The sequence below is a fragment of the Flavobacterium flavipigmentatum genome (genome assembly GCF_020911905.1).
In the GTDB taxonomy this organism is placed as follows: domain Bacteria; phylum Bacteroidota; class Bacteroidia; order Flavobacteriales; family Flavobacteriaceae; genus Flavobacterium; species Flavobacterium flavipigmentatum.
Genome location: NZ_CP087133.1, coordinates 3,229,523 through 3,256,375 on the forward strand (window position 1 = coordinate 3,229,523; position 26,853 = coordinate 3,256,375).

Below are 26,853 nucleotides of genomic sequence, written 5' to 3' on the forward strand. Positions count from 1 at the left end.
TCTTCTTGGACATACTGCAAACCATACTATAAATTATAGTTCAAATGATATATACTTTTAAAATGTTAAATTTTTTTTTCAGTGTTTTGTTATTCCTTTCAATCATAGCACTTTCATTTTGTAATCATTATTGATCTAAATCAAAAAACAATAATTGATTTTTAAACTGCAACAAAGCATTATTTTGTGTCTCAATCATCTTAAGATAAGAAGCTATATTACTTTTAGTTAAGTCTTGATTATTTTTAAAAGCTTCATAATTTTTATCCGAAAGTGAATTATCATATTCCCTTTTCAATATGGTAAGATATTGCTGATACGTTATATTAGCAAACAATTCGTGATTTCCTGCATCTTTTTCATCGATTAACTTTTGAATTTTTCTTTGTATATCTAAAGATAAAGTTTGCGTAGATTTATACATAGCTAGAAAATTATTTTTATCGTCTGTTATATCAGCACTACTTTTATATGATTTCCAAGCATAATAAGTGCCAATAACTGTTAAAAAGAAACCACCAATAGCTAGAAATGTTTCCATAATCATTTTTTAACAAATATATTAATAGTTGAAAGAATAAATAATATTTCCGAAATTTTCCAAAACAAAAAAAGCACCATTTTATGGTGCTTTGAAAGTCTAAAGAGTAGAAATTTATTTTTTCTTATTTTTTTTCACATAAACAGCTTTACCATTCATAGAAACTTCGATTTCGTTTGTTTCTTTATCAAATTTAGTTCTTAAAACATTACCGTTAAAAACCGTGATATCACCGTAAACTGTTGCTCCTTCTTTTGTAGTGTACTGATAAAGAAGTTTTTGGTTATCTGGCTCAATTCCTAATTTGTATTTTGAGAAACTTGATCCTCTTAAGTCAAATTCTTGTTGAGAATCAATGATTTTATCATCTGCATAGAAATTTGTGATGTTTTTGTTTAGAGTAATGTCTGGATAAAACTCATTTACTTTTTTTAGCAGCTCGTATTGGCTAACGCTCACTTCTTCAATTTTAGTAGTAATCGTTTGAGCAAAAGAAACGCTTGCACAAATAAGTGTAAAAAATAAAATGTACTTTTTCATAATTTTTAGTATTAGATTATTATTGGTTTTTAAACACTCTCTTTCATAGAGGAATATTATGGTACTAAGGTAGTACACAAGTCTTTGTTATGAGTTTCAGAACATTTCTCAAAACTTACAGAATAACCACTTTTGTCATAAAAAGTAATTATTATACGTGATCCGATAGTAAATTTTTACCTTTGCAAAAAAAATAAAAGCAGTTTTTGAAGCAAATGACAACAAAAAAATACATTAAACTCATCCTTATATTAGGTTTTCTAACAGCCCTTGGACCTTTTTCTATCGATATGTACTTGCCTGGTTTTTCGGGTATTGCAAAAGATTTAAACACAACTATCGCCAAAGTTTCGATTAGTTTGTCCAGCTATTTCATCGGAATTTCAGTCGGACAATTACTTTATGGTCCTTTATTAGATCGTTTCGGACGAAAAAAGCCTTTGTTTATAGGTCTTATGGTTTATATTCTTGCTTCTTTAGGATGTATTTATGTTACAAATATTGATTACTTTATACTTTTACGTTTTATGCAGGCCATTGGCAGTTGTGCAGCGACAGTGGCTTCAGTAGCAATGGTTCGAGATTTATTTCCTGTAAAAGACATTCCGAAAGTATTTTCATTATTAATGCTTGTCCTTGGGCTATCACCAATGCTGGCACCCACAATTGGAGGTTATGTAACCGAGGATTATGGCTGGCACACAGTCTTCTTTATTTTAATGTGTATGGGTATTGCTATTTTGGTGGCTTCGCAGATAGGTTTGCCTAACAGTTACAAACCAGATACTACAATTTCGCTAAAGCCCAAACCCATTATTACCAACTTTCTAAAAGTGCTTAAAGAGCCTCAATTTTATACGTATGCCTTTACGGGTTCGATTGCTTTTTCGGGATTGTTTACTTATGTGGCGGCTTCTCCTACCATTTTTATGGATATTTACCATGTAGATGCCAAAACATACGGATGGATTTTTGCCTTTATGTCGGTTAGTTTTATTGGCTCTAGTCAGTTAAATTCTATTTTATTGAGAAGATTTTCCAGCGAACAAATGATTTTTGGTGCTTTGGTTTTACAATCTGTGGTGAGTATTGTTTTTCTGTTGCTTTCTTTAAATAATTTATTAGGATTGTATGAAACTATCGGTATGCTTTTTTTGTTTTTGGCGTGTTTAGGAATTTCAAACCCCAATACTGCTGGTCTGACAATGGCTCCTTTTGCCAAAAATGCCGGAAGTGCTTCTGCTTTAATGGGTGCCATTCAGCTGGGGTTAGGTGCTTTGGCTTCTTTTGCGGTTGGAATTTTTGTAAAGGATTCAATAACGCCAATGGTTGCTATTATGACCGTAACAACCATTATTGCATTTGTTTTTCTCAATATTGGAAAGCGTTTTATCAAACAAAAAGTTGATGTATCGCCAGCTGAAGAAACTCATATTTCGCATTAATGATCAAAACAAAAAGCCAGAATATTTTCTGGCTTTTTTGTTACTGTTTTCTATCAGGTCTGATAATCATTCTGAGTGATTGATCACTGGCAAAATAAGCGATCATCCAGTTATAAAAGGTCTTCAGCCTGTTTCTGTACGTGATCAAAGATATTAAGTGAATAAACAGCCAGATTATCCAGGCAAAAAATCCTTTAAAATGCCATTTTGGGCTAGGTAAATCTACTACAGCTTTATTTTTCCCGATGATTGCCATAGAACCTTTGTCATTGTAAGCAAAAGGCTTGAGAGGCTTATTTTGAACTAAAGCTTTAAAGTTTTTAGCTAAATTTAATCCTTGCTGAATTGCTACCTGAGCAACTTGCGGATGCCCATCAGGAAAGTTTTTATCTCCGGCAGTAATCGCAGTGTCGCCGATAGCATAAATATTTTCAAAACCTTTTACCTTATTATACGGATCCGTTGCCATACGCCTGCCACGGCCATAACTTTCTGTGGGGATTCCTTCGAAAATTTTTGCAGAAACGCCGGCTGCCCAAATTAAATTCTTAGTTTTAATAGTTTCTCCATTTTCAAAAAACACGGTATCATCAACATAGTCTGTTACTCGGCTGTTTAATTTTACAACAACACCCAGATTTGTCAGTGCTTCTAAAGTATCTTTTTGTGATGCCTTACTCATTGGCGAGAGTAATGCGTCTCCTCCATCTACCAAATAGACATTGCTCGCAGAAGTTTCGAGCTCTGGATATTCTTTTAAAAGTATATTTTTTCGCATTTCAGCAAACATTCCCGAAACCTCTACTCCTGTCGGACCGCCTCCGGCCACAACAATAGTCAATAATTTGCGGCGTTTGCGAATATCTTTTGTAATGGCCGCTTTTTCGAGGTTTTTAAGTAATGTATTTCGCATTTCGATGGCATCGTTCAATGTTTTCATCGGAATGGCGTTTTTCATTACATTTTCCATACCAAAATAACTGGTTTCGGCACCAGTGGCAAAAACCAGGTGATCGTAAACCAATTCGCCATTATTGAGAATGATTTTGTTTTCGGAAGGAACAACAGAAAGCAATTCTCCTAAACGAAATTGAAGATTTTTTTTGCCGGCAAAAAATTTCCTAAACGGATAACTAATGCTCGAAGGCTCTAAAAAAGCTGTAGCAACCTGGTATATAAGTGGTGGAAAAAAATTGTAATTGTTTTTATCTACAAGTGTAACCTGTATTTGAGGATGATTTACAAGTTCTTTTGCCAAATTGATGCCCGCAAAACCACCTCCAATGATGACTATATTCATATATGTTGTTTATTAAGTAGGTTTTATTAAAAATAATACCTCCTAAATGTACGACATAAATTTGCAAAGTCAACAGTTTGAAATATTACTTTTTGAATTTTTTAACAGGTTTTTCAGTTACATCTACTTTGTTTTGCAAAACGTAATTGGCCAATAATTTTTCTATTAATTCGTCTTTGGTAAGATGATGAAATACTGTTTTTACCTTTGTTTTTAAATCCCCAGAAAGTTCGTGATTGGGTTTGGTTTTGAAGATTTGCTTGGCCCATAAAAGCGTATTATTCTCTTCTAAACTTGCTACCGAAGGTTTTTTGAACTCGGTAAATTTTAGACCTAATGCTTTTTCAAATTCAGGAATTTCTATTACTTCTTCCTGTTGTAAAACTGTTAACGAAAGCCCCTTTGCTCCTGCTCTGGCAGTTCTTCCACTTCTGTGCACGTAGGTCTCGTAAACGTCTGGTAAATGATAATTGACAACATAAGAAATCTCTTTTACATCAATTCCTCTGGCAGCCAAGTCTGTAGCTACCAAAATATTAATGTGTCCTTCACGAAATTGTTCCATAATTCGGTCACGAATTCCCTGCGACAAACTTCCGTGGATTGCTCCCGAAGAAAAACGGTTTATCGCCAGATTTTTAGCCAATTTATTAACAGCAGCTTTGGTTTTGCAAAAAATAATGCCGCGTTCTCCGTCTCTGGAGTTCAGAAAATGCATCAAAACATCTAATTTTTCTATAGGATCAACTACAATGTATTCATGATCAATTCCTTGGTTACCAACTGTCTCCATGTTGGCACTTACCTGAACAACATTTTTATTTAAGTAATTTTGAATCAGTTGTTTGATCGTTCCTGGCAAAGTTGCCGAAAACAATAAAGTGCGGTGTTTTTTAGGAAGCTCAGCCACAATTTCGTCTAGACTTTCTTTAAGGATAGTCACCATCTCATCGGCTTCGTCTAACACTAAAAATTGTGTTTGTTTTAAGTCGATTGCTTTACGTTGAATCAAATCGATCAAACGTCCTGGCGTCGCTACAACAATATGCGTTGGCTGTGCAAGTCGCTCTATTTGAGGTTTTATGGGGATTCCTCCACAAGTTGCCGCTATCGAAATGTTGGGTATGTGTTTGGAAAAATCTTCTAAATTTCTAAAAATCTGATGCCCTAATTCTCGTGTTGGCACCAAAATAACAGCCTGTACAATGGGCGATTGTGTATCTATCAATTGCAACAATGGTAATCCGAAAGCGGCTGTTTTACCCGTTCCCGTCTTGGCCAAACCCACTACGTCATGAGTTTCAGCCAAAAGCAACGGAATTGTTTTTTGTTGAATTTCTGTTGGTTCAACAATGTTCAATTCGTTTAACGCTTTTATAATCGGTGCTGAAATCCCTAATGCTGAGAATTGTTTAGACATATTTTTTATTTTAGAGTTCTGATTTGCGATTTGCGATTTCTGCCACAGATTACTCAGTTTAAAATGATTTTTTATTAGAACTTTTTATTCTTAATTTTTATTGTGTATCTATTTTTCTTATAAAACCTAAAGCCCTAGCCCTGATGGGAGCGGCATCCTTTTGTGCCGGGTTTCGGCATAAAAGATACAGCGGACAGCAGGAAATAGCTCCTTAAATTATTGTTGAAATTCCAATGTTTAACTTCACAACCTGAAACAAAAAAACATAAAACAAATTGCTATTCATCTGGTTCGTTCATTATTTTTTCACGGTATTTTTTACCGATTAATAGTACCATTTTTAGTTTATAATCATCAACCAGCCATTCGCGGTAGTTTTTACTGCATTGGCTCAAACATTTTGCATAGCGTTTGATGCGGCATTCGATATCATCATCCAGCTCTTTTCCTAGTGCTTTTGCTTCCTGAAGGGTTTCAGAATTGTCTACGCACATGGCGGCGTGTTGTTCCAGAGACTTGTCTAAAACCACTTTTGAACGTAAATTTTGCTTGATAATTAATTTGTGTTCTTCGTCTACATCAAAAGTTACATCGGCTGTTTTGCTAAATTTAGCACGTAATTCCGGTGGCATCGTATACTTAAAATACAATTCGATTTCGGTATCATCACGTAGGTTTTCCAGGTAAAATTCAGGTGATTTAAAGATATGTTGCCAGTTTACAGGCTCGCTCCACAGTCCAAAACGAGCGGCGTTGTTCCCTAAATCAATTACCGTAAATTCGTCTTTACCGGGTAATTTACGAGAACCACGACCAATCATTTGGTAGTACAAAGTCAATGATTTTGTGGCTCTGTTTAAAATAATAGTTTCTACCGTTGGCTCATCAAAACCAGTGGTTAAGATTCCGACAGATGTTAAAATTGCATCTGGAGTTTTCTTAAACCATGCCAAAATATCTTTTCTTTCTTCGGCACTACTTGTATTATCAAGGTGTCTGATGTCGTAACCGGCTTCCCTAAAAGTTTCATAAACGTATAAAGAAGTATGGATACCGTTGTTGAAAATCAGGGTTTTTTTGCCCAAAGATCGTTCTGTATACGCATGTAGCAATTTCTCCTGCATGATGGTATTGGTGTACAAATCATCTGATGATTTTACGGTATAATCTCCGTTGATACCCACTTTTAGCGATGTCAATCCTACATCATAGCTATATGTTGTTGCTTTTGCAAGAAAACCTTTGTCGATCAGGGAACTAATCGTATCGCCTACGATTAGCTCATCATAACTCTGATGCATTGGCAATTTTATATTCGAACTCAAAGGTGTTGCCGTTACTCCAAGAATAAAAGCATTTTTGAATGAGTTTAATAATTTTCTAAACGAATTGTAATGTGCCTCGTCAATGATGACCAAACCAATATTATCAAGGTGTAATTTTTCGTCGTTGATACGGTTTTTAAGCGTTTCTACCATCGCAACAAAGCAAGAATAATCGTTTTGATCCGGCAATTCTTTTACTTTACTGTTGATAATTTTATTGGTAACTCCAAAACCTTTAAGCATTTTAGAGGTTTGCTTACAAAGTTCGATACGATGCGTTAAAACCACTACTTTTTTATCATTATTGGCTAGATAACGACGAACGATTTCGGAGAAAATCACAGTTTTTCCTCCACCAGTTGGCAGTTGATATAATAAATGATGTTTTGAAGAAGCATTGTCTAAACGTTCAAAAATGGCGTCGATGTCACCTTTTTGATAGGCATAAAGTTCTTTTTTCTCTTCTCTTTCTATTTCTAAAGTGTTTTGAGACATTGTAAATTTTTGGATTTTTGCAAAAATACACCTAAAAAACAGTTATTCACCTTATTTTAACGTAAAATAAATGATTTTTTTAAATAAGATTTTTTATAAGAAAATCTTTCAAAAGTCGGTTTTCTCCAGAACCACCTCAAAATCATGCTTATTCTTCCATTTTTGTTGGGTTGTTTCTTCGTGAATGGCGACAATTCGGGATTTAAATTCTGATAAAATTCCGTTTGAAATTATAAAATTTACCGCCTGTTCAAAGGAGTTAAAGATGCTTTTGTAAAATAATTCTTGTTTAATGTGATTTCCTGAAGAAAACGTTTGCGCAATTTCAATATTGTACAGCATAACATCGGCGATCACAAAAGGATCGACACCAAGTAAAATAAAGTGTTTGATGTATTTTTGTGCCACAGAACGGCGCATTTTTGCTTTTGGTCGTGATTTTGTGCCTGGTTTTCTGACAGGAAAATATTCGTGAGAGATTTTTGTCTTGCATTCCTGCAAAAGTTTGTCTTCTTTCGGATTAAAAACAAAATCGTAATACACTTTCACAGGACTGAATTTCTCGTACAACTCGATAATTTGTTCTTCGAGTTGCTCTTTGGTCAGTTCGCCCAGGTATTTTTTTAAATCGCGTTTACTCATTATCAAAGTTTAAGAATACAAAAGTAAATTACTTTTAGCATTCCTAATCAAAAACCAAGGATAATACTTAATTTTGCTTTTACAAATTAAAAAAATAATTAAATGCTCAAGATTTTTAAGGTTACAGCAATTTTAGAAGGAATCTCTTATTTGGTCTTAATTGCCAATATGCTTATTTTAAAAAGCAATAATCCGGAACTTTACCATACAATAGTTCGTCCTTTCGGAATTGGACATGGTGTTTTGTTTATAGGTTATATTATTTTGGCTATTTTGCTTAGAAAATCTCAAAATTGGGATCTTAAAACCTTCGGAATTATATTGATTGCGTCTCTTATTCCGTTTGGTACTTTTTATATAGAGAAAAAATACTTAGCTGTAAATGCATAATATTTTGGATAAATTATTCAACTTTTTATATCCTGTTTTTAGACATTGGGGAATGAGTCGCAACTTTGCGTCTTACATCAGCCTTGCCTTCAATATTGTCCTCATGCTCGCTTTGGCGTATGCTATTTATTATGTTGCCAAATTTGTTTTGGTAACATTGATGGCCGTTTTTGCGCAAAAAACCAAGACAAAGTTTGATGATTATCTCATTCATAATAAAACAACCAAATATACCGCTTACCTTATTCCGTTTTTCTTTATTTATAAGGCGGTTCCCATCATTTTGGACAAATATGAGTACTGGGAATCTGTTTTTGGAAAAATAGTGGGCGTTTATATCGTTTTGATCAGTTTATGGATTACCAGAACTATTTTTAATGCTTTAAAAGATTATTTAAAACAGAAGCCCGAATACAGCGACAAACCAATTGATAGCTTTATTCAGGTAATCATGATCGTGCTTTGGATTTTTGGAATCGCAATGATCATTTCGACTTTATTTGGAGTAAAAAAAGGCGAATTGCTAACTGTTTTAGGAACACTTTCGGCTATTATTATCTTGATTTTCAGAGATACTATTTTAGGATTTGTTTCGAGTGTACAAGTAGCGATAAACGATATGGTTCGTATTGGTGACTGGATTACAATGGACAAATTTGGTGCTGACGGTGATGTTATCGAAATCAATCTGACCACCGTAAAAGTTCGAAATTTTGATAATACCATCACTACGATTCCAACTTATGCATTGAGTTCAGATTCTTTTCAGAACTGGCGCGGCATGCAAAAATCTGATGGTAGACGCATTAAAAGACATATTTTAATCAAAAGCAGCAGTATTCGTTTTCTATATCCCGAAGATTTGGAGCAGATGAAAAAAGTACAGCTTATTACCTCTTATATCGAAACCAGACAGGTAGAAATTGAGAAATACAATACATCCAACGGAGTAGACAAAACCCTCGCTCTAAATGGTCGCAATATGACTAATTTGGGTTTGTTTAGAAAATATATCATTCAGTATTTGGTGACGCATCCTGGCCTTAACAAGGATATGCATATTATGTGTCGTCAGCTGCAATCTACTGCGCATGGTGTTCCTCTAGAAATTTATGCTTTCTCGAGTGACAAACGCTGGGCCAATTACGAGTATATCATGTCGGATATTTTTGATCATGTAATGGCGTCTGTACAATATTTTGATTTAGAGATATTTGAACTTCCTTCTAAGATTGGAAACACACAATGAGGTCAATATAATGTAAAATGATATAAGTAAATAGTGTTTCATTTAATATAAAACTTAAAGTTTACTTATATCATATTCTCCCTTATTTTATTTTTTTTCTACTTTTATTTCTTCAAAAAGAAACTCAGGATTTGTGTAATCTATAGGAATATCAGGTATATAGCAGGGAAGATTAAGATAAGTTCCTATAACGCCTGTACCCAGAAAAAGTTTATTGTCTTTTTGTAACAAAGCCAGTGGCACTCTTTTCCAGCTCCCGCCATGAGTTTTATAATGAAAACTCCCTTTTAGCGTATCCCCTACTATATTTCCTTCTACATCACCAGAATCTTTGCCAATTTCATAATGGGTTATTTCGTATTGGCCAAAAAAGCGTTTTTCATTTTTGTTTATTGTTAAAGTCGCAGTATCGTTTTTATTAACTGCACGGTACAAAGAAAATTTGTACGTATCTTTATCTTCCTTTGAATTGCAAGCGACAAAAATACTTAAACTCAGCACAACAAAAAGCAGTGATCTTTTTGACATTTTTAATGTTATTTTAAAAAATATAACTTAATTAATAAAACTCTTTACAAACGATCTTTTACAAACTCAATTTGTGTTTTTCCGTGTGCTTTTGGCTTCCCGTCTTCATCCAGATTTACCATAGTCGTACTGTCAATAGTGATGATAATTTCACGGGTCATCATATTTCGAACAGCACATTTTAAAACGAGAGAAGTATTTCCAAACTTTACCACATCAATACCAATTTCGACAATATCACCTTGTCTGGCAGAGCTTTTAAAATTGATTTCAGACATGTGTTTGGTTACTACTCTTGGGTTTTCTAATTGAACAATCGAGTACAAAGCCAACTCTTCATCGATCCAGGCGAGTAATTGTCCGCCAAATAAAGTACCGTTTGGATTTAAATCTTGGGGTTTGACCCATTTTCTGGTATGGAATCTCATATTTTACTATTATATAAACAAAAATAACCTTTTTGTATGTTATTTTTTTTTAAATTTAAAGAAAAAACATGGCAGACAGGGATACTTTTTTAAGAGAATTTAGAGGCGAAACTTTAGGAACCGTTGGTACTCAGTCTTCACCTGACGAATTGTTTCAAAATCAAACAATTAGACCAATTTTAAAGCTTCAAAATGAGCTGTTTATCGCAGTTTTTATCAATTATGTAAATAAAAACAAACCTGACTTTTATGGATATACCATCGAAAAGAAAATTCAAACCATTGAAAATTCTATTCAAAAAGATATTAAATTCAGAAATGCTCTAAAAGGAATGGTGATTGGGCTTTTTACTGTCGAAGAATACACTACTTACATTCAGAATTCTTCGAGTTTAAACAAAAGAATGATGAATTTATTGGTTGAAAGACTGAAAAGTCAATTGCAATTGTTTGAGCTAGAGTCAAACTAAAAGTAAATTGTATTACAAGCAAAAAGGTTTGATGAAACTCTAATCTCATCAAACCTTTTTTACAAAATATCTTAAGGATTTACTCTTTCGACAACATCAATTCCTTAATGTATTTTACGGGAGCGCTTCCAAAACTTAAGAATTTTTCATGAAATTCTTTCAATTTAAATTTGTCACCTTGTTGTTTTTTAAGTTCTTCTCTTAGGTTATAAATTTCTGTATAACCTGTAAAATAAGAACATAATTGTACTTGAGAAAGTGTTACACGTTTCCATTTTCCATCTGCTTCAGCTTGTTGCTGAAATGCTTCTTTAGTCAATAAATCGATCGCAGCTTCTTTAGACATGTTTTTGGTATGTACACTATAATCCAAAATAGTATTGCATGTCGTTCTTAGATTCCATTTGTAGTACATCAACCACATTTCATCTGAGTTTTTATACCCGCTTTCAAGCATCATCAATTCGGCATAGACCGCCCAACCTTCAACCATTGCTCCATTTCCTAAAATAGATTTTATAATACTTGGTGATTGATTGCTGTAAACCAATTGGGTATAATGTCCAGGAATTGCTTCGTGAATATTCAAAATTTGAAGGATATAATCGTTGTATTCTCTCAAATAGCTTTCAGAGTTTTCTGCTGTCCAGCCCGCCATGCTTCCCACATTATAATAGGTATTCGCATTTTTATCGTAAGGTCCAGGAGCAGAGATTGAAGCGCCTGCAACACCCGCCATATAAGCCGGTTCTTTACGAACCACCAATGGTTTTGAAGGGTCGATGTACAATAAATCCTTAGTTTTTACATATGCTGTAAGTTCCGGAATTTGTTTTTCTATTTCAGATTGAAATTTCTCCGGAGTGGTATGTTTGAGCGAGATTTTATCAATTACTTGTTTGATTACATCTAATTTCTCAGCAGGTTTTGGCTCGTTTCCTTTGTATTTGGACCATAATTTATCAGCCAAAACAAACATTTTTTCGTGTAAATATTTTTTATGCTCGGTTGCGATTTTAAAAATTTCATCGGCAGAATAACCTGATTGGATATTAAAATCGAATTTTTTAGCATATAATTCAGTTCCTAATCTAAAAGAACGAGGCGTTTTATTGGGAGTTTTTTCTAGCCATGCAGCATAATCTGTAATGGCTTTTTTGGCTAATTTAGCTTTTTCCTGAATTTGTTTTTTCTCGACATCACTCAATTTACTTTTAGCCAAAATATCGTTTAATTCGCCCTCAAATACCGAAGAGCCGCCTAAATTTTGAGCAATTGCTAGTGCTGTATGCTCAATAGTTGGGTTTTTAATGTTCTTTTTTGCCGCTTCATAATACGCAGGAACGGCACTTAATTTTGCACCAAAAGCACGTAAACGAACCTCTTCTGAAGCGTATTTACCATTTAAAATTTCAGAAAAAGAACCGCAAACATTGTATTCAGAAGGATTCCATTGCCATGATTTTAATTCTTTGATACTAAAAACAGTACTTTCAAGCTGATTTTTTATCATTCGAAAATCGGTTTTATTGTTATCCGACAGATCTTCAATTTCAAACTGTTGCAAAGAATCCAGTTGCGCTTTTACAAAATCAAGCTCTTTTTTTTGTTGTGCGCCATCGGGAATAACCAAAATACTATCAAATTTGTGATAGCCCTGACTTGAAGCCCAATCAGGATTTAGTTGCCATAAAGAAGTGACAAAACCTTCTTTGTATTGATCGAATTTTTTATCGGAAGCTTTACTCTCATTGGTTTTTGTGCTTTTATTACACGAAAAAAGAAGCGTAAAGGCAAGAATTGGAACAAAGATTTTTTTCATAAAGTAGATTGTTTTAATGGTTTAAAGATAAAAAAATCTGCTTTATAAAAGACAAATAAGTTATATAGCTGTTAGGCTATTTTATGATGAGTTGTTCTCCTGCAAGGTTTTGAAAACCTTGCAGGAATGTGAAAACTTAAAATTTAGTAAGCCAATAATTCTTTTAAAACTTCTTCGAAACGATTTTTAGGCAAAAATTGATCTTCGAGAGCTTTTGTAAACGGAATTGGCGAATCTAAACTTGCTACTCTTTTTACGGGAGCGTCCAAATATTCAAAACATTCTTCCATAATTAGTGCCGAAATATCGCTCGCAATTCCGCCAAACATAGTATCTTCCTGGTAAATAATCACTTTTCCGGTCTTTTTTACCGATGCAAAAATAGTTTCGGTATCCAAAGGCTGTAACGTTCTCAAATCGATCAGATCCGCCTCTATTTGAGGATTTTTCGCCAATGTATCCAAAGCCCAATGCACGGGAGCTCCGAAAGTAATAATCGTTACCGAATTTCCTTCTTTTAATAAAGCTGCTTTGCCCAGTGGAAGCGTATAATAATCGCTCGGAACGTCTTGATAAATACTTCTGTATAATTGTTTGTGTTCAAAAAACAACACAGGATTCGGATCATTAATTGCCGTATTGAGAAGGCCTTTAGCATCATACGGAAAAGCTGGATACACCACTTTTAAACCTGGAGTTTTGGTAAACCAAGCTTCGTTTGTTTGCGAATGAAAAGGGCCCGCTTGCGTTCCGCCGCCACAAGGCATTCGCACGACAACATCGGCCTTTTCTCCCCATCTGTAATGTGATTTTGCTAATAAATTAACAATTGGATTAAAACCTGTAGAAACAAAATCGGCAAATTGCATTTCGACAATAGCTTTATAGCCGTTGATGGATAATCCCATACCGGCAGAAACAACAGCACTTTCGCAAATTGGCGTATTGCGTACACGTTCTTTGCCAAAAAGTGCTACAAAACCATCCGTAATTTTAAAAGCACCACCATATTCGGCAATATCTTGTCCCATAATTACCAGATTTTCATGACGTTGCATTGATTGTTTTAAACTACTACTAATAGCATCAATAAAACGAATATTTTCTGTTAGTAAACTTGATCTAGTTTCTTCATATTCAAAGTCTTTGTAGACGTCATCTAATTCTCCACTGTAAGTCGGAATTATTTCTGGTTCGGCATTTGCAATAGCTAAATTTTCGTCAATTTCTTTTTTAATTTCTTCACGTAAGTGAGTATCATATTCTTCGGATAAAACACCTTCACCCAATAAAAACGTTTTGTAATTGTCTACCGGATCTTTTGTACCCCACATTTTCATCAATTCTTCAGGAACATATTTGGTGCCACTCGCCTCTTCGTGACCGCGCATTCTAAAAGTTTTAAATTCTAATAAAACCGGATGTGGATTCTCTTGCATTTCGGCCTTTAGCTGTGCTAATTTAGTGTAGACTTCCAGAATATTATTTCCATCAATAATATGACTTTCAATTCCATAACCGATACCTTTGTCTGCCAAATTCTCACATAAATATTGCTCATTTGTGGGCGTAGAAAGCCCGTAACCATTATTTTCGATAATAAACATCACGGGCAATTTCCAAACTGCTGCAATGTTTAGCGCTTCATGAAAATCACCTTCGCTGGTAGCGCCTTCACCAGTAAAAACGGCTGTAATTTTTTTATTGTTTTGAAGTTTATTTGCCAAAGCGATACCGTCTGCGATACCTAATTGTGGACCCAAATGCGAAATCATTCCGATAATATTATATTCCTGCGTTCCGAAGTGAAAGCTGCGATCTCTGCCTTTAGTAAACCCGTTGGCTTTTCCCTGCCATTGCGAAAACAAACGGTACAAAGGAATATTTCGGGATGTAAAAACGCCTAAATTACGATGCATGGGTAAGATGTACTCAGAATCATCCAATACTGCTGTAACCCCAACAGCAATAGCTTCCTGACCGATTCCGGAGAACCATTTAGAAACTTTTCCCTGTCGAATTAAGATTAGCATCTTCTCTTCGATCAAACGTGGCTTTAATAATTTTGTATATAAACCTAATAATTGAGTATCGGAAAGGTTTTGTCTGTAAAAGATCATGTCGGTTGTCGTTTTTAGTGTTTCAAAGATAAAAAATTATAACAATTTTAGTTATTTTTGTTATATTTTTTTGATTTTAATATAACTTTTAAAATTCAAATCTAAAATATTCTCTACCTTTGTTACAGAAAGGCTTTACAACTCCTTTCATCTTAAAATAAAAATGTAAAGTATGCAAAACATTCCTAGTGTAGACTTACGTGATTTCCTTTCGGACGACCCGAAACGTAAACAAAAATTTGTAAATGAAATCGGCAGTGCATTTGAGAACATTGGCTTCGTAGCCCTAAAAGGTCATTTTTTGGATGACCAGTTAGTAGACGAGCTTTATGGCGAAATTAGAAAATTTTTCGCTTTGCCAATAGAAACCAAGCATAATTATGAAATTCCCGGAATTGGCGGTCAAAGAGGGTATGTTTCTTTTGGAAAAGAACATGCTAAAGGACGTAAAGAAGGAGATTTGAAAGAATTCTGGCATTTTGGTCAGTATGTTGACGCAGCTTCAAAATACGCTGCAGAATATCCTGAAAATGTAGAAGTAAAAGAGTTGCCCCGTTTTAATGTTGTCGGTAAAGAAGCGTATCAAATGCTTGAAAAAACAGGTGTTTACGTGCTTAGAGCTTTGGCTTTGCACTTAGGACTTGATGAGTTTTATTTTGATCAGTATGCAAAAGATGGAAACTCTATTTTAAGACCGATACATTATCCGCCCATTACTTCTGAGCCAGAAAATGCAATTCGCGCTGCTGCTCATGGTGATATCAACCTGATTACTTTATTAATGGGTGCTCAGGGCAAAGGTTTGCAAGTACAAAATCATAATGGAGACTGGATTGATGCGATCGCAGAAGACGATCAATTGGTGATAAATGTGGGAGATATGTTGTCGAGACATACCAATAATAAGCTAAAATCTACGATTCATCAGGTAGTGAATCCTCCGAGAGAGTTATGGGGAACTTCACGTTATTCTATTCCGTTTTTTATGCACCCCGTAAGCGATATGCGTCTGGATTGCCTTGAAAATTGTATTGATGCCGAGAATCCTAAGAAATTTGAAGATATTACAGCGGGAGATTATTTATACGAACGTTTAGTGGATTTAGGTTTAATAAAAAAATAAACAAGAAGAAAATTCAATTTAAAAATTCCAAATCCCAACATTCTAATTGGGATTTGGAATTTAATTTTTAGTTATATTTAATAGTTGTAATTTATTTTTTAGCATAAAAAATTTATGGACTTACAAGACCAACTCAAAAATCTGTTTCCAGATCACGTAGAATCAAATGAACCGGAAGAAATTCAGGAGCAAGAACATGTACTTTATGTGCAAAAAGAGCCCATGATTTGCAAATTCGAAAAAAGAAAAGGAAAAGCAATCACTATAATCGAAGGTTACGAAGGATCAGACGAAGATTTTAAAATCTTGGCCAAAGAAATTAAAACAAAACTAAGCGTAGGCGGAACTTTTAAAGACGATTCGATTATAATTCAGGGCGATTACCGCGATAAAATAATGACAATTTTAAAAGAAAAAGGATTTAAAACGAAACGTGTTGGCGGATAATGGTTTCAAGTTTCAGGTCATCACAGCATGAAACCTGAAACTTGAAACAAAAAACCTTAAAACCTTAGCAACTCAGAATCTTAAAAAAAACTTTAGCAACTAAAAAAATGATACAAAATTCAGAATTAATACTTAATCCAGACGGAAGCGTTTATCATTTGAACCTTCGTCCTGAGCATATTGCGCACGATATCATTTTTGTGGGCGACCAAAATAGAGTCGAAAAAATTACACAGTTTTTTGATTCGATAGAATATTCTACTCAAAAAAGGGAATTTAAAACCCAAACCGGAATGTACAAAGGCAAAAGAATCTCTGTGATATCAACCGGGATTGGTCCTGACAATATAGATATTGTTTTGAATGAATTGGATGCCTTGGTCAATATTGATTTAGAAACTCGCCAACCCAAAGAAGACCTGATTTCTCTGAATATTATTCGAATTGGAACTTCTGGCTCTTTACAGGCATCTATTCCTGTGGATAGTTTTGTAATGTCTAAAATGGGTTTAGGATTAGACAATATGCTCCGCTCCTATTTGATTGATGAAGTTTCGAATCATGCGGTCGAAGACGCTTTTGTTCTGCACACCAATTGGGACATCAAAAAAGGAAAGCCTTATGCAATTGCGTGCTCAGAAAAGTTAGAAAAATTAATTGAAAGTGATATTATTTTCAAAGGAATTACCGCTACAGCCGGAGGTTTTTATGGCCCTCAAGGACGTATTTTACGTTTGAATATTCAAGATGAAAATTTGAATAGTAAAATGGATAATTTTGATTTTGATGGCAATCGAATTACTAATTTAGAAATGGAAACCGCAGCTATTTATGGGCTTTCTGCACTTTTAGGACATAACGCCTTGTCTTTGAATGCGATCATAGCCAATCGTGCTTCGGGAACTTTTAGTGAAGATCCGTACAAGGCTGTTGATGAATTGATTGCATATACGTTGGATAAAATTGCTAATTCGTAAAATTAGATAATTAGTCAATTTGAAAAATAAATAATCTTATTTAAAACTTTAAAAATATATGTTTTTAAGAGTTGCACGTCATACGAATGATTTAGAAAAAATAGAACATTTTTATGTAAACATTTTGGGCTTTGAACGTTTGGGTGGTTTTCAAAAACATGATAATTATGATGGAATTTTTGTAGGAAAAACTGGTTTAGATTGGCATTTTGAGTTTACACAATCTGATGTAAAAGCAAATAATTTCTTTGATGAAGATGATGCTATAATTCTTTACCCAAAAACATTTTTAGAATATAACTCATTAATTGATAGTATCATAGAGAACAATATCTCAATAATAACTGCAGTCAATCCATATTGGAATGAAAACGGAAAAATGTTTCAGGATCCTGATGGTTATCGAATTGTTTTATCGCCTTTAAAAGTAGTGAGTCAATCTGAAAAATAGATACATGGAAGAAGAAACACATAAAAAAATACTATTTAAATATTACAGCACTTACCTGGAAGAAATCGTTTCAGAAACCATGTGGGGAGAGATTGTTGATTTAGAAAAGGGACATTTCAAATTGGATAACATTCCGTTTTTTGGACCTTTTATAGCGACAGACGATATTTTTCGCGCAGCATATGATGAAAATGAAAAGTGTTTCTTTCACAAGGAAACCCTTCACCATTCTGGAAATTCGATAATTCAGGTTTTGATTTTAGAAGAAGGTTTTGACAAAGAAAGCATTAGAGAAAAATTAAAATCAATCAATTGTGTATCTGAAGCTTTAAACGATACTTTTTTTGCTGTTGAAGTGATAAAAGATGTTGATTATGCTGTTGTAAAAAGACTTTTGAATGAATATGAATCACTTTCTATCATAGAAGTTGCAGAACCTTGCCTTTCTGAAAAACACAAAACTGATTTATTGAAGAATTAGTTGATTTTGAACTGACAAACTTATAATACGCATACCAAACTAACTTAAACTTGAACAAAAATGAAGACTGTAAAAATTGTAGGTGTGCCCGAACACTTCAATTTGCCATGGAAAATATGCATTGAAAATGGCGAGTTTGAAGCAGAAAATATTGATTTGCAATGGCAAAATATTCCCGAAGGAACAGGTAAAATGTGCCAAATGTTACGGGATGCCGAGACAGATATAGCGGTTATTTTGACCGAAGGTATTATAAAAGATATTACGGCAGGAAACCACAGCAAGATTGTACAAATCTACGTTCAATCTCCTTTGATTTGGGGAATTCATGTGGCTGAAAAATCTGATTTTCATAGCATTAAAGATTTAGAAAATAAAAAAGCAGCAATCTCCAGATTGGGTTCTGGATCGCAATTAATGGCGTATGTCAATGCAGATCATCAGGGTTGGAATACCGATAATCTTCAGTTTGAGATCGTGAATACCATTGATGGTGCTGTAGAAGCTTTGACCAACGGAACGGCTGATTATTTTATGTGGGAACATTTTATGACAAAACCACTTGTCGATCAGGGAATTTTTAGACGTGTCGGCGACTGCCCAACTCCGTGGCCTTCGTTTGTTATTGTGATTCGCGATGAATTTTTGAAGAAAAATTCGACAATAATTGAGAAAATCCTCGAAATTATTAATAAAACGACCCATGATTTTGCTAAAATTCCAGATATAGATAAAACCTTAGCAGAAATTTTTAATCAGAAACTTGAAGACATACAAGAATGGTTGAAGCTTACGCAATGGTCGCAAAAAAATTTAAACGAAAAAGCATTCATTAAAATTCAAAATCAATTATTTGATCTCGGAATTATTGATAAAAAAAGTACATTTGTTGAAACCGTAAAAGCACTATAAAATATTGCTTTTTGTAAGTATGATAAGAATTCCTAAAATTAACTTTCCGCAATTAAAATCCAAACTACAGGTAAAATCGCCTTGGGATCGGATTATCATTATGTTGCTGAGTGTTTTAATAACGATTCCTGTCTTCATTATTCTACATCAGAATTTGATTGATCTGCGATGGCCCTTTAACATCGACAGAGTGATTATTTTCTTGTTTGTTTTGGCCTGTTTTTTTCTAATTTTAATGTATTTGCGAACTATTATAATTGTTTGTATTGCCTTATATTTGTTGGTTTTGGTGTATGGTTCTGTATTTGGTAACTATGGTTTTAATGAAATTTCGGAAGATTACAATTCGATGATTTACACCATGTCAGACAATCCGTTCCCTCAGGATATTATTGTGGCCAAATTACTTCCGTTCCCTAATAAATCAAAAATTATCAATGCCATCGAATATCAAGATCCAAAAGTTCGAAATTTTGCGATTATGGCTACTACAGAACATTTTAAAGGTATAAAAGGCTATTCGGATTATCGAACCATTATACAGTGTTTTGCCGTTTTTAAAGAAATTAATAGCCATTGGAATTACGTTAACGACCCAAAAGAAGGTGATTATATTGCCACCGCAAGCGAGTCTTTGCAATATTTTTCTGGTGATTGTGATGATCATTCTATTTTGATGGCAGCGGCGATTCGCTCTATTGGCGGTACTCCGAGGCTTATACATACCAAAGGTCATATTTATCCTGAAATTCTTATTGGCTCTTTAATCGACTTAGAAAAGGTCAATTATTTGATAAAAAATGTGCTTTTTAAGAGAGAAAGCTACAAAAAAAAGTTGCATTATCATATTGACGAACGTGGTCAAGTGTGGCTAAATCTCGATTATACGGCTCAATATCCCGGAGGGCCATTTATGTACGAAGAAATTTTGGGTGCTTTGACTTTAAATTAAGTTAATAAAACCTCACTTTTTACATTATTCTACAATTCATATTTCACATTTCATAATTTAGGCAATTAAACAATTGCTAATATTCATTTTTGTTAATTTAATCATTTTCATATAAGTGCTTGATTTTTAGTTTTATATAAATATTTTCCGTATCTTTTGCTTTCTAACTTTAAAACCAAAAATCATGAAAAAATCAAAATTACTTATTGTTGCAATTGCCATTTTTGCACTGCTATTTGTTTCCTGTCACAAGGGGAGAAAAAAGCTTATTAATTCCTGGAAAGTTACCGCTGTCGAACTTAAAAAACCCTTATCTGATTCGTTAAAAAATTTAATTTTGTCCAAAGGAAATCTAACCTTTACAGAAGATGGAAAAGTAACTGGTTTTTTGGAACATGACATGAACGGAACTTTTATTTTATCAGAAGGAGGAAAAAGTCTGGTCTTAAAGGACGAAACACAAACACCTTATAAGTATGTTAGTGACATCGAACATGAGGGTTTAATACTAGATAACCCAACGATGAAAATTACACTTACCAGCAAATAGAAACCTGTTTATACCAAAAAACTCCTCATGTCTGAGGAGTCTTTTTATACTATTCTTTTGGGCTTATAAGCACTTGTAAGCATCGTCTGCGTTGGTTTTCTTGAATAAGATGTTAAATAAAAGCATTAATCGCTTGTCTCTATTTTTAGCACTTTTTTATCAATATGGTGCGTCATTTTCTCGGCTTTAAGCCAATATTCAATAATAGATTTGATCGTATTCTTGAATTTTTCATAGTTATAGGGTTTTACAAAATAGCTTTTTGTGGGATTAGAATAGGCATCAATTATAAAAGATTGCGCTACTGCCGTAGTAAAGAACATGTACGGACAATTAAGCTCTTTGCTTACATTTTTGTACGTTCGGTCAATTAACTTATGATCTTCCATTTGAAGCAGTACAATATCTGAAAATATTAGAAATGGATTTACTTTATTTTTAATAATCGTATTGTAAGCCTCTTTTCCCGATTTAAAATAGGCTATCTTATTAGAAAATCCCAACTCTTTAAAAACTTCAATAAATAAATTTTTATCACGTTGATTATTTTCTATTACTATAATATCTCCTTTTTTATTCATTTGTTTCTTTTTTAAAGTCAGACAAAATGTTCAAAAAATATTTTTATACGAAAACCAAACGGTAGAATCGTACTATTTATAATACAAATATTCTATTTTGTTTTTAATTCTTTTTTACAAAATTTTTAAAAAAAACTTCGAAATTTTCATTTCAACGTTCAAAAACATTCAATATTTTATCACAAATAATGATAATTTTCTACTGTATTTATCAGTAAAGTAGAGGCTTAAACAAAGAATGTGCTTGAATAGAAAATCTTCTAATTCTGATTTTATTTTTATTGAACAAATAAGGGTTATTTAAAAAATTATAATTGATTTTTTAAGAAAAATATGATAAAAATCATATCTTTAAGCATATTTAAGTCGTTCATTTACATTCCATTTTAAAAGAACAAATCGTCATGCTACATAAATTGACATCTCCGCCTCTTTTTTTATCAAAAAATAAAATGTTCTTAATTGCTTTATTTTCAATTATGCTATCATCGTTGGCGCAGCAAAAAGACAGGACATCTTCTACAGATACCATTACCAATTATTCTGCTTACAAGAGAAAACTAAGTTTTGCGGGCGTACTGCAAACGCGCTATGTCTATTCGCTGACAAAAGACGCAGACGTTGATGGAAAAAATTTTGACGCTAACACAACAAAAGGCATTACCAATACCTTTATGCTCAAGCGAGCTAGAGTAATGCTCAAAACAGATATAAATGACCATTTTTCAGCCAATGTACTGGTGAATTTTGCCGAGTTTAATGATAATCCATCTAATAAGGTACTTGAAAATGCGTATATAAAGTACAAACTCAATCCATATTTCAGCCTACAGGCAGGACAATTTCGTCCTTTTTTCGGAATAGAAGATGTTGTTCCCGTTGATATCATACGCACACTTGATTTTTCAAATCAGTATTATGCATTTGGAAAAAACGGATGGCAGAGTTTCCAGATCGGGGTATCTATATTTGGAAATATAGTACCAAGTGGCCGTTTAAGATATTATGCAGGAGCCTACAACGGAAACAATAAAAACCAGAAGAAAGATAACAATAATACAAAAAACACCTATCTGAGGCTGGAAACAGATGTAGCCAAAACGATAACAATCGGAGCTAATATTGCCAGAGGGAACCTTGGCGAAAGCGGTATCGGAAATGCTTACGGTATTGATTTTACGGGCAAAATTAATTTCTCAGAAAAATGGCAACTGCTACTGATGACCGAAGGAAAGACAGGTACCAATTTTCTGGCATACATGGCAAGTAATTCAGATGTAAATCAAGTTATAAAACCATCTATAAATGAGTTTAAAATGCAGGGTTTTTACCTGCTTCCTACTCTAAGATACGATTGTAAAAATAGAAGATTGCGGGCTATCGAATTTTCTTCCCGTTATGAATATTTTGATGAAAATTACAAAATAGACAATAATATACGCCAAACCTTAATTCCTAACCTGTCTCTGATTTTTGCGGATGATTTTTATGCCGCACTGCAGATGGGAGTTTCCATAGATATTTATAAAAAAAGTATTCCTCTTACGACCACAAATTCTAATAGCCTTGCTTACGTACAATTGCAGGTAAGATTCTAAAATTAATTATTATGAAAGAGATCAATTTCAAATCTGTTTTTATTACCTGCGCCATAGGCCTTACAATTTGGTTTATCCCAAATCCAGAAGGCGTGCAGCCCAATGCATGGCACCTCCTTGCTATTTTTGTCGCTACTATTGTGGGGATCATTTCAAAAGCCGCTTCAATGGGAACTATGGCTATAATCGGAATAACATTATGTGCCGTCACCCAAGTGCTTGCTCCCGGAGATCCTGCAAAATCTATTGTGAATGCGCTGAGTGGATTCGGAAACGCTACAATATGGCTAATCGGGCTTGCTTTTTTTATTGCAAGAGGATTTATTATAACAGGTCTTGGGACAAGAATAGCGTACAATTTTATTAAAATATTCGGAAAAAGTCCGCTTGGTCTAGCCTACGGATTAAATACAGCAGATCTTATACTTGCCCCGGCTATTCCGAGTAATACAGCAAGAGCCGGAGGAGTTATCTACCCTATCATGAAATCAATTGCTACAAATATGGGATCGCATGCTGAAAAACCTGAAACACACAGAAAAATTGGCGCTTACCTTACCCTTAGCAGTTATAATGCTAATATGATTACCTCAGTACTGTTTTTAACAGCTACCGCCAGTAATCCTATGGCGCAGAAATTCGCTGCCGATCTGGGTGTAAACATTACATGGGGAAGCTGGGCACTTGCTGCCTCTGTCCCTGGTCTTGTTTGTTTTTTACTGATTCCGTTATTTCTTTATAAATCCTATCCTCCAGAATTAAAAGAAACGAAAGAAGCACCCGCAATAGCAGCAAAACAACTTGACGAAATGGGGTCTGTTTCTCTAAAAGAATGGTTAATGGTCGCTACTTTCATCATATTGCTCGTACTTTGGATCTTCGGAAATTTATTTGCCATTGATGCCACTACAGCAGCATTAATAGGGCTTTGCATCTTACTATTGAGCGGCGTACTGACTTGGGAAGACGTAAAATCTGAAAAGGGAGCTTGGGATACCATTGTCTGGTTTTCATCTCTTGTAATGATGGGATCCTACCTAAATTCACTTGGACTTATTGGTTGGTTTGGCAAATTGGTCGGTAGTGAACTTTCTCAACTAAGCTGGCATTGGGCTTTTCCGCTTATTATTATCGTATATTCTTACTGCCATTACATGTTTGCCAGTGCAACAGCACAAGTAGCCGCAATGTATTCTGTGTTTTTATCGGTAGGAATTGCAGTAGGAGTTCCGGGAACGATGCTTGCCATATTCCTCGGAGCCTGTGCCTCACTCATGGGTTCGCTTACTCATTATGGTCATGGTCCCGCTCCTATTTTCTTTGGAAGCACCTACGTAGACTTAAAAGATTGGTGGAAACAAGGATTTTATATGAGTGTTCTTTTTCTACTGATATGGTTTACTGTAGGAGGACTTTGGTGGAAAGCTATCGGGCTTTGGTAATAATATCTTTTACTATGAATTTTTATAATATTTTGATCTTATGAAAAATAGCACACTAAAAAAGAAGCTATTTATAGCTAACATAGGTCTTTTTCTGTGCTTTTTTCTCGTGATACATTTACTGGGAAATCTTCAGCTTTTGCTGCCCGAAGATGTGGCAAGAGAACAGTTCAATTGGTATTCGAAGATGCTCTCCGGCAATATTCTGATCAAAATAATTTCATGGATATTGTATGCATCAATTATGGGTCATGCTGTGTTGGCTCTTCTTATCACGATAAAAAATAAGACAGCAAGCGGAAAAAATTATTACTATGATAAGAGAAATTACGCCAGCGCATGGAACAGCAGAAATATGGGAATTCTCGGTACCATATTACTATTGTTTCTTATAATTCATTTTAAGGATTTCTGGTATGTCTACCAATTTACCGAATTGCCTCTCGACAGCAAAGGTCACAAGGATTTATATGCAATAGTTGTACACTCTTATTCTCAGTTTTGGTACGTTTTAATTTACGAAATATCCTTGGTTGCACTGGGCTTTCATCTACTGCACGGATTTTTTAGTGCTTCCGGAACATTGGGGCTTTATCATCCTAAATATATAAAAGCAGTAAAAATAATCGGATGGGTATATACACTGATTATTACAGGAGGTTTTATGGCAATACCTCTTTACATTTATTTTAAATAAGTATCAAAATGATCGACTCAAAAATACCTGAAGGTTCTCTGGAAACTAAATGGGACAACTATAAAGCCACAGCAAAGCTTGTCAATCCTGCTAATCGAACTAAACTTAACATCATTGTAGTAGGTACCGGATTGGCAGGCTCTTCTTGTGCCGCTTCTCTTGCAGAACAGGGTTATAATATAAAATCCTTCTGTTTTCAAGATTCGCCCAGAAGGGCACATTCTGTTGCGGCGCAAGGCGGTGTCAATGCTGCAAAGAATTACAAAAATGACGGCGACAGCGTTTTTAGAATGTTTTATGATACCATAAAAGGTGGTGACTTTAGATCTAGGGAAGCAAACGTATACCGACTGGCCGAATGTTCTGCCAAACTGATTGACCATGCCGTTGCTCAGGGAGTTCCTTTTGCAAGAGAATATGGAGGATATCTGAACAACAGATCTTTTGGAGGAGTTCAGGTATCAAGAACGTTTTACGCTCGCGGACAAACGGGACAGCAGCTTTTATTGGGAGCTTATCAGGCACTTCTACGCCAAGCAACTGCTGGAAAAGTTGCCTTGCACACACGTCATGAGATGGTAGAACTTGTCTTGATTGATGGAAAAGCCAAAGGAATCATAGCCCGAAATCTGGAAACAGGAGCTCTGGAACGTCATGAGGCAGATGCTGTAGTGCTGGCAACAGGCGGATATGGCAAGGTTTATTACCTTTCTACTCTGGCAATGGGCTGCAACGGATCGGCTATATGGCGGGCACATAAAAAAGGCGCTTATATGGCGGGCGTTAGCTGGATTCAGTTCCATCCTACCTGTCTTCCTCAACGGGGCGAAAGCCAATCTAAGCTAACATTAATGTCTGAATCACTTAGAAATGATGGACGTATTTGGGTACCATTGAAGGCGGGAGATCAACGCATGCCTAATAGTATTCCTGAGGAAGAACGAGATTACTACCTCGAGCGCCGCTATCCTGCTTTTGGAAATCTTGCGCCAAGAGATATTTCTTCACGCGCCGCAAAAGAGCGTATTGACGCAGGTTTTGGCGTTGGATCTATGAAAAATGCAGTTTATCTTGATTTTTCTAAAGCAATTGATTTTCAAGGAATTGAAAAAATAAAGTCGAAATATGGTAATTTATTTTCGATGTATGAAAAAATTAACGGAATCGACGCTTACAAAGAGCCGATGCTCATTTCTCCTGCCGCACATTTTACGATGGGCGGACTCTGGGTTGATTATGAACTAATGACGACTATTCCCGGACTTTTTGCATTGGGAGAAGCTAATTTTTCGGATCACGGAGCCAATAGACTCGGAGCCAATTCTCTTCTGCAAGCCTGTGTAGACGGTTATTTCATTGCACCTTACACTATTCCAAATTATTTGTCTGGAGAGCTAAAAACACCAAAAATAAATACGGATCATCCCGCTTTCGCGGAAGCGGAAAAATCGGCTCAGGAACAAATAAATATGTTTTTGAACTGTAAGGGAAAGTATTCTGTAGATTATTTTCATAAAAAAATTGGAAAGCTTCTCTATGAAAAATGTGGGTTGTCACGAAGTAAAGAAAAACTGCAGGAAGCAATCAATTCGCTACAATTATTGAAGAAATCTTTTGAAAACGACCTTTTGATAACGGGAGACGAAAAACTAAACAGCGAACTGGAAAAAGCAGGACGTGTAGCAGATTATATCGAGCTGGCCGAACTTATGTGCCATGATGCGCTACAAAGAGAAGAATCCTGCGGGGCACATTTTAGAGAAGAATTTCAGACGACAGAAGGAGAAGCAGTTCGAAATGATACTGATTTCTGCTATGTCTCTGCTTGGGAATGGAAAGGAGAAGGACAGCTTCCGGAACTTCACAAAGAACCGTTAGTCTTTGATTCGGTAGAACTTGCGGTAAGGAGCTACAAATAATTTCAAAA

General features: G+C 34.8%; 27 protein-coding genes. 16 read left to right on the plus strand and 11 right to left on the minus strand.

Features of this window, described 5'->3' with window-relative positions; translation table 11 throughout:
* Positions 1-127 precede the first annotated feature (127 nt).
* Both LNP22_RS13895 and LNP22_RS13900 read right to left on the minus strand, forming a co-directional pair.
* Entirely contained in the window at positions 128-541 is a 414-nt protein-coding gene (locus tag LNP22_RS13895) for a hypothetical protein (RefSeq protein ID WP_229973986.1), read from the minus strand.
* A 114-nt stretch (positions 542-655) separates the two neighbouring features.
* Positions 656-1,081 (minus strand): hypothetical protein, encoded by a 426-nt coding sequence (locus LNP22_RS13900; protein WP_229973987.1) that lies wholly within the window; start codon positions 1,079-1,081, stop codon positions 656-658.
* A gap of 215 nt (positions 1,082-1,296) precedes the next feature.
* Between LNP22_RS13900 and LNP22_RS13905 the strand changes: the two genes are divergently transcribed.
* A complete protein-coding gene (locus tag LNP22_RS13905) occupies positions 1,297-2,526 on the plus strand; it encodes a multidrug effflux MFS transporter (protein ID WP_229973988.1) in 1,230 nt (409 codons plus the stop codon).
* A 40-nt stretch (positions 2,527-2,566) separates the two neighbouring features.
* On the opposite strand, the gene LNP22_RS13910 is transcribed toward LNP22_RS13905, so the two are convergent.
* The 4 genes from LNP22_RS13910 to LNP22_RS13925 form a co-directional block, all read right to left on the minus strand.
* A complete protein-coding gene (locus LNP22_RS13910) occupies positions 2,567-3,826 on the minus strand; it encodes an NAD(P)/FAD-dependent oxidoreductase (protein WP_229973989.1) in 1,260 nt (419 codons plus the stop codon).
* Positions 3,827-3,911: 85 nt separating this feature from the next.
* Positions 3,912-5,246 (minus strand): DEAD/DEAH box helicase, encoded by a 1,335-nt coding sequence (locus LNP22_RS13915; protein WP_229973990.1) that lies wholly within the window; start codon positions 5,244-5,246, stop codon positions 3,912-3,914.
* A gap of 278 nt (positions 5,247-5,524) precedes the next feature.
* The gene (locus LNP22_RS13920) at positions 5,525-7,066 is read right to left on the minus strand and encodes a DEAD/DEAH box helicase (RefSeq protein ID WP_210665186.1); all 1,542 of its coding nucleotides are present in this window, start codon (positions 7,064-7,066) and stop codon (positions 5,525-5,527) included.
* A 108-nt stretch (positions 7,067-7,174) separates the two neighbouring features.
* Positions 7,175-7,708 (minus strand): DUF6155 family protein, encoded by a 534-nt coding sequence (locus LNP22_RS13925; RefSeq protein ID WP_229973991.1) that lies wholly within the window; start codon positions 7,706-7,708, stop codon positions 7,175-7,177.
* Positions 7,709-7,810: 102 nt separating this feature from the next.
* Between LNP22_RS13925 and LNP22_RS13930 the strand changes: the two genes are divergently transcribed.
* Positions 7,811-8,098: a DUF3817 domain-containing protein gene (locus LNP22_RS13930; RefSeq protein ID WP_229973992.1), complete on the plus strand. Its 288-nt coding sequence runs from the start codon at positions 7,811-7,813 to the stop codon at positions 8,096-8,098.
* Positions 8,091-9,347 (plus strand): mechanosensitive ion channel family protein, encoded by a 1,257-nt coding sequence (locus tag LNP22_RS13935; protein WP_229973993.1) that lies wholly within the window; start codon positions 8,091-8,093, stop codon positions 9,345-9,347. Before LNP22_RS13930 ends, LNP22_RS13935 begins: the two co-directional genes overlap by 8 nt.
* 87 nt (positions 9,348-9,434) lie before the next feature.
* Here the strand turns inward: LNP22_RS13935 and LNP22_RS13940 are convergent, their stop codons facing one another.
* Together LNP22_RS13940 and LNP22_RS13945 are read right to left on the minus strand one after the other, a co-directional pair.
* The gene (locus LNP22_RS13940) at positions 9,435-9,875 is read right to left on the minus strand and encodes a hypothetical protein (protein WP_229973994.1); all 441 of its coding nucleotides are present in this window, start codon (positions 9,873-9,875) and stop codon (positions 9,435-9,437) included.
* Between the two features lie 44 nt (positions 9,876-9,919).
* Positions 9,920-10,303, minus strand: coding sequence for an acyl-CoA thioesterase (locus LNP22_RS13945; RefSeq protein WP_210665181.1), 384 nt, complete (start codon positions 10,301-10,303; stop codon positions 9,920-9,922).
* 68 nt (positions 10,304-10,371) lie between these two features.
* Between LNP22_RS13945 and LNP22_RS13950 the strand changes: the two genes are divergently transcribed.
* On the plus strand, positions 10,372-10,773 hold the full coding sequence (locus LNP22_RS13950; protein WP_229973995.1) for a glyoxalase: 402 nt from the start codon (positions 10,372-10,374) through the stop codon (positions 10,771-10,773).
* A 79-nt stretch (positions 10,774-10,852) separates the two neighbouring features.
* Here LNP22_RS13950 and LNP22_RS13955 read toward each other — a convergent pair whose 3' ends face one another.
* Together LNP22_RS13955 and LNP22_RS13960 are read right to left on the minus strand one after the other, a co-directional pair.
* The gene (locus LNP22_RS13955) at positions 10,853-12,595 is read right to left on the minus strand and encodes a DUF885 domain-containing protein (RefSeq protein WP_229973996.1); all 1,743 of its coding nucleotides are present in this window, start codon (positions 12,593-12,595) and stop codon (positions 10,853-10,855) included.
* A gap of 143 nt (positions 12,596-12,738) precedes the next feature.
* Positions 12,739-14,715 carry an alpha-ketoacid dehydrogenase subunit alpha/beta gene (locus tag LNP22_RS13960; RefSeq protein ID WP_229973997.1) on the minus strand — a complete coding sequence of 659 codons (1,977 nt, stop codon included), beginning with the start codon at positions 14,713-14,715 and terminating at the stop codon, positions 12,739-12,741.
* Positions 14,716-14,887: 172 nt separating this feature from the next.
* On the opposite strand from LNP22_RS13960, the gene LNP22_RS13965 reads away from it, so the two are divergent.
* The 8 genes from LNP22_RS13965 (at position 14,888) to LNP22_RS14000 (ending at position 20,608) form a co-directional block, all read left to right on the plus strand.
* On the plus strand, positions 14,888-15,838 hold the full coding sequence (locus LNP22_RS13965) for an isopenicillin N synthase family dioxygenase (protein WP_210665177.1): 951 nt from the start codon (positions 14,888-14,890) through the stop codon (positions 15,836-15,838).
* Positions 15,839-15,952: 114 nt separating this feature from the next.
* Positions 15,953-16,285 (plus strand): translation initiation factor, encoded by a 333-nt coding sequence (locus LNP22_RS13970; RefSeq protein WP_229973998.1) that lies wholly within the window; start codon positions 15,953-15,955, stop codon positions 16,283-16,285.
* 107 nt (positions 16,286-16,392) lie between these two features.
* Entirely contained in the window at positions 16,393-17,262 is an 870-nt protein-coding gene (locus tag LNP22_RS13975) for a nucleoside phosphorylase (protein WP_229973999.1), read from the plus strand.
* Positions 17,263-17,320: 58 nt separating this feature from the next.
* A complete protein-coding gene (locus LNP22_RS13980) occupies positions 17,321-17,713 on the plus strand; it encodes a VOC family protein (protein ID WP_229974000.1) in 393 nt (130 codons plus the stop codon).
* A gap of 4 nt (positions 17,714-17,717) precedes the next feature.
* Positions 17,718-18,194 carry a DUF4265 domain-containing protein gene (locus LNP22_RS13985; protein WP_229974001.1) on the plus strand — a complete coding sequence of 159 codons (477 nt, stop codon included), beginning with the start codon at positions 17,718-17,720 and terminating at the stop codon, positions 18,192-18,194.
* A 60-nt stretch (positions 18,195-18,254) separates the two neighbouring features.
* Positions 18,255-19,106 carry a substrate-binding domain-containing protein gene (locus tag LNP22_RS13990; RefSeq protein ID WP_229974002.1) on the plus strand — a complete coding sequence of 284 codons (852 nt, stop codon included), beginning with the start codon at positions 18,255-18,257 and terminating at the stop codon, positions 19,104-19,106.
* Between the two features lie 19 nt (positions 19,107-19,125).
* The gene (locus LNP22_RS13995; RefSeq protein WP_229974003.1) at positions 19,126-20,058 is read left to right on the plus strand and encodes a transglutaminase-like domain-containing protein; all 933 of its coding nucleotides are present in this window, start codon (positions 19,126-19,128) and stop codon (positions 20,056-20,058) included.
* Positions 20,059-20,242: 184 nt separating this feature from the next.
* Positions 20,243-20,608, plus strand: a complete 366-nt coding sequence (locus LNP22_RS14000) for a hypothetical protein (protein WP_210665171.1) — start codon at positions 20,243-20,245, stop codon at positions 20,606-20,608.
* A 125-nt stretch (positions 20,609-20,733) separates the two neighbouring features.
* On the opposite strand, the gene LNP22_RS14005 is transcribed toward LNP22_RS14000, so the two are convergent.
* Positions 20,734-21,189 carry a response regulator gene (locus LNP22_RS14005; protein ID WP_229974004.1) on the minus strand — a complete coding sequence of 152 codons (456 nt, stop codon included), beginning with the start codon at positions 21,187-21,189 and terminating at the stop codon, positions 20,734-20,736.
* Between the two features lie 404 nt (positions 21,190-21,593).
* Between LNP22_RS14005 and LNP22_RS14010 the strand changes: the two genes are divergently transcribed.
* Genes LNP22_RS14010 through LNP22_RS14025 form a run of 4 tightly spaced genes read left to right on the plus strand, consistent with a single transcriptional unit; the run spans position 21,594 to position 26,845 of the window.
* A complete protein-coding gene (locus LNP22_RS14010) occupies positions 21,594-22,787 on the plus strand; it encodes a porin (RefSeq protein WP_229974005.1) in 1,194 nt (397 codons plus the stop codon).
* An 11-nt stretch (positions 22,788-22,798) separates the two neighbouring features.
* A complete protein-coding gene (locus LNP22_RS14015; RefSeq protein ID WP_229974006.1) occupies positions 22,799-24,229 on the plus strand; it encodes an anion permease in 1,431 nt (476 codons plus the stop codon).
* Positions 24,230-24,269: 40 nt separating this feature from the next.
* Entirely contained in the window at positions 24,270-24,926 is a 657-nt protein-coding gene (locus LNP22_RS14020; protein ID WP_229974007.1) for a succinate dehydrogenase cytochrome b subunit, read from the plus strand.
* Positions 24,927-24,934: 8 nt separating this feature from the next.
* Positions 24,935-26,845, plus strand: coding sequence for a fumarate reductase/succinate dehydrogenase flavoprotein subunit (locus LNP22_RS14025; protein WP_229974008.1), 1,911 nt, complete (start codon positions 24,935-24,937; stop codon positions 26,843-26,845).
* Positions 26,846-26,853: the final 8 nt, after the last annotated feature.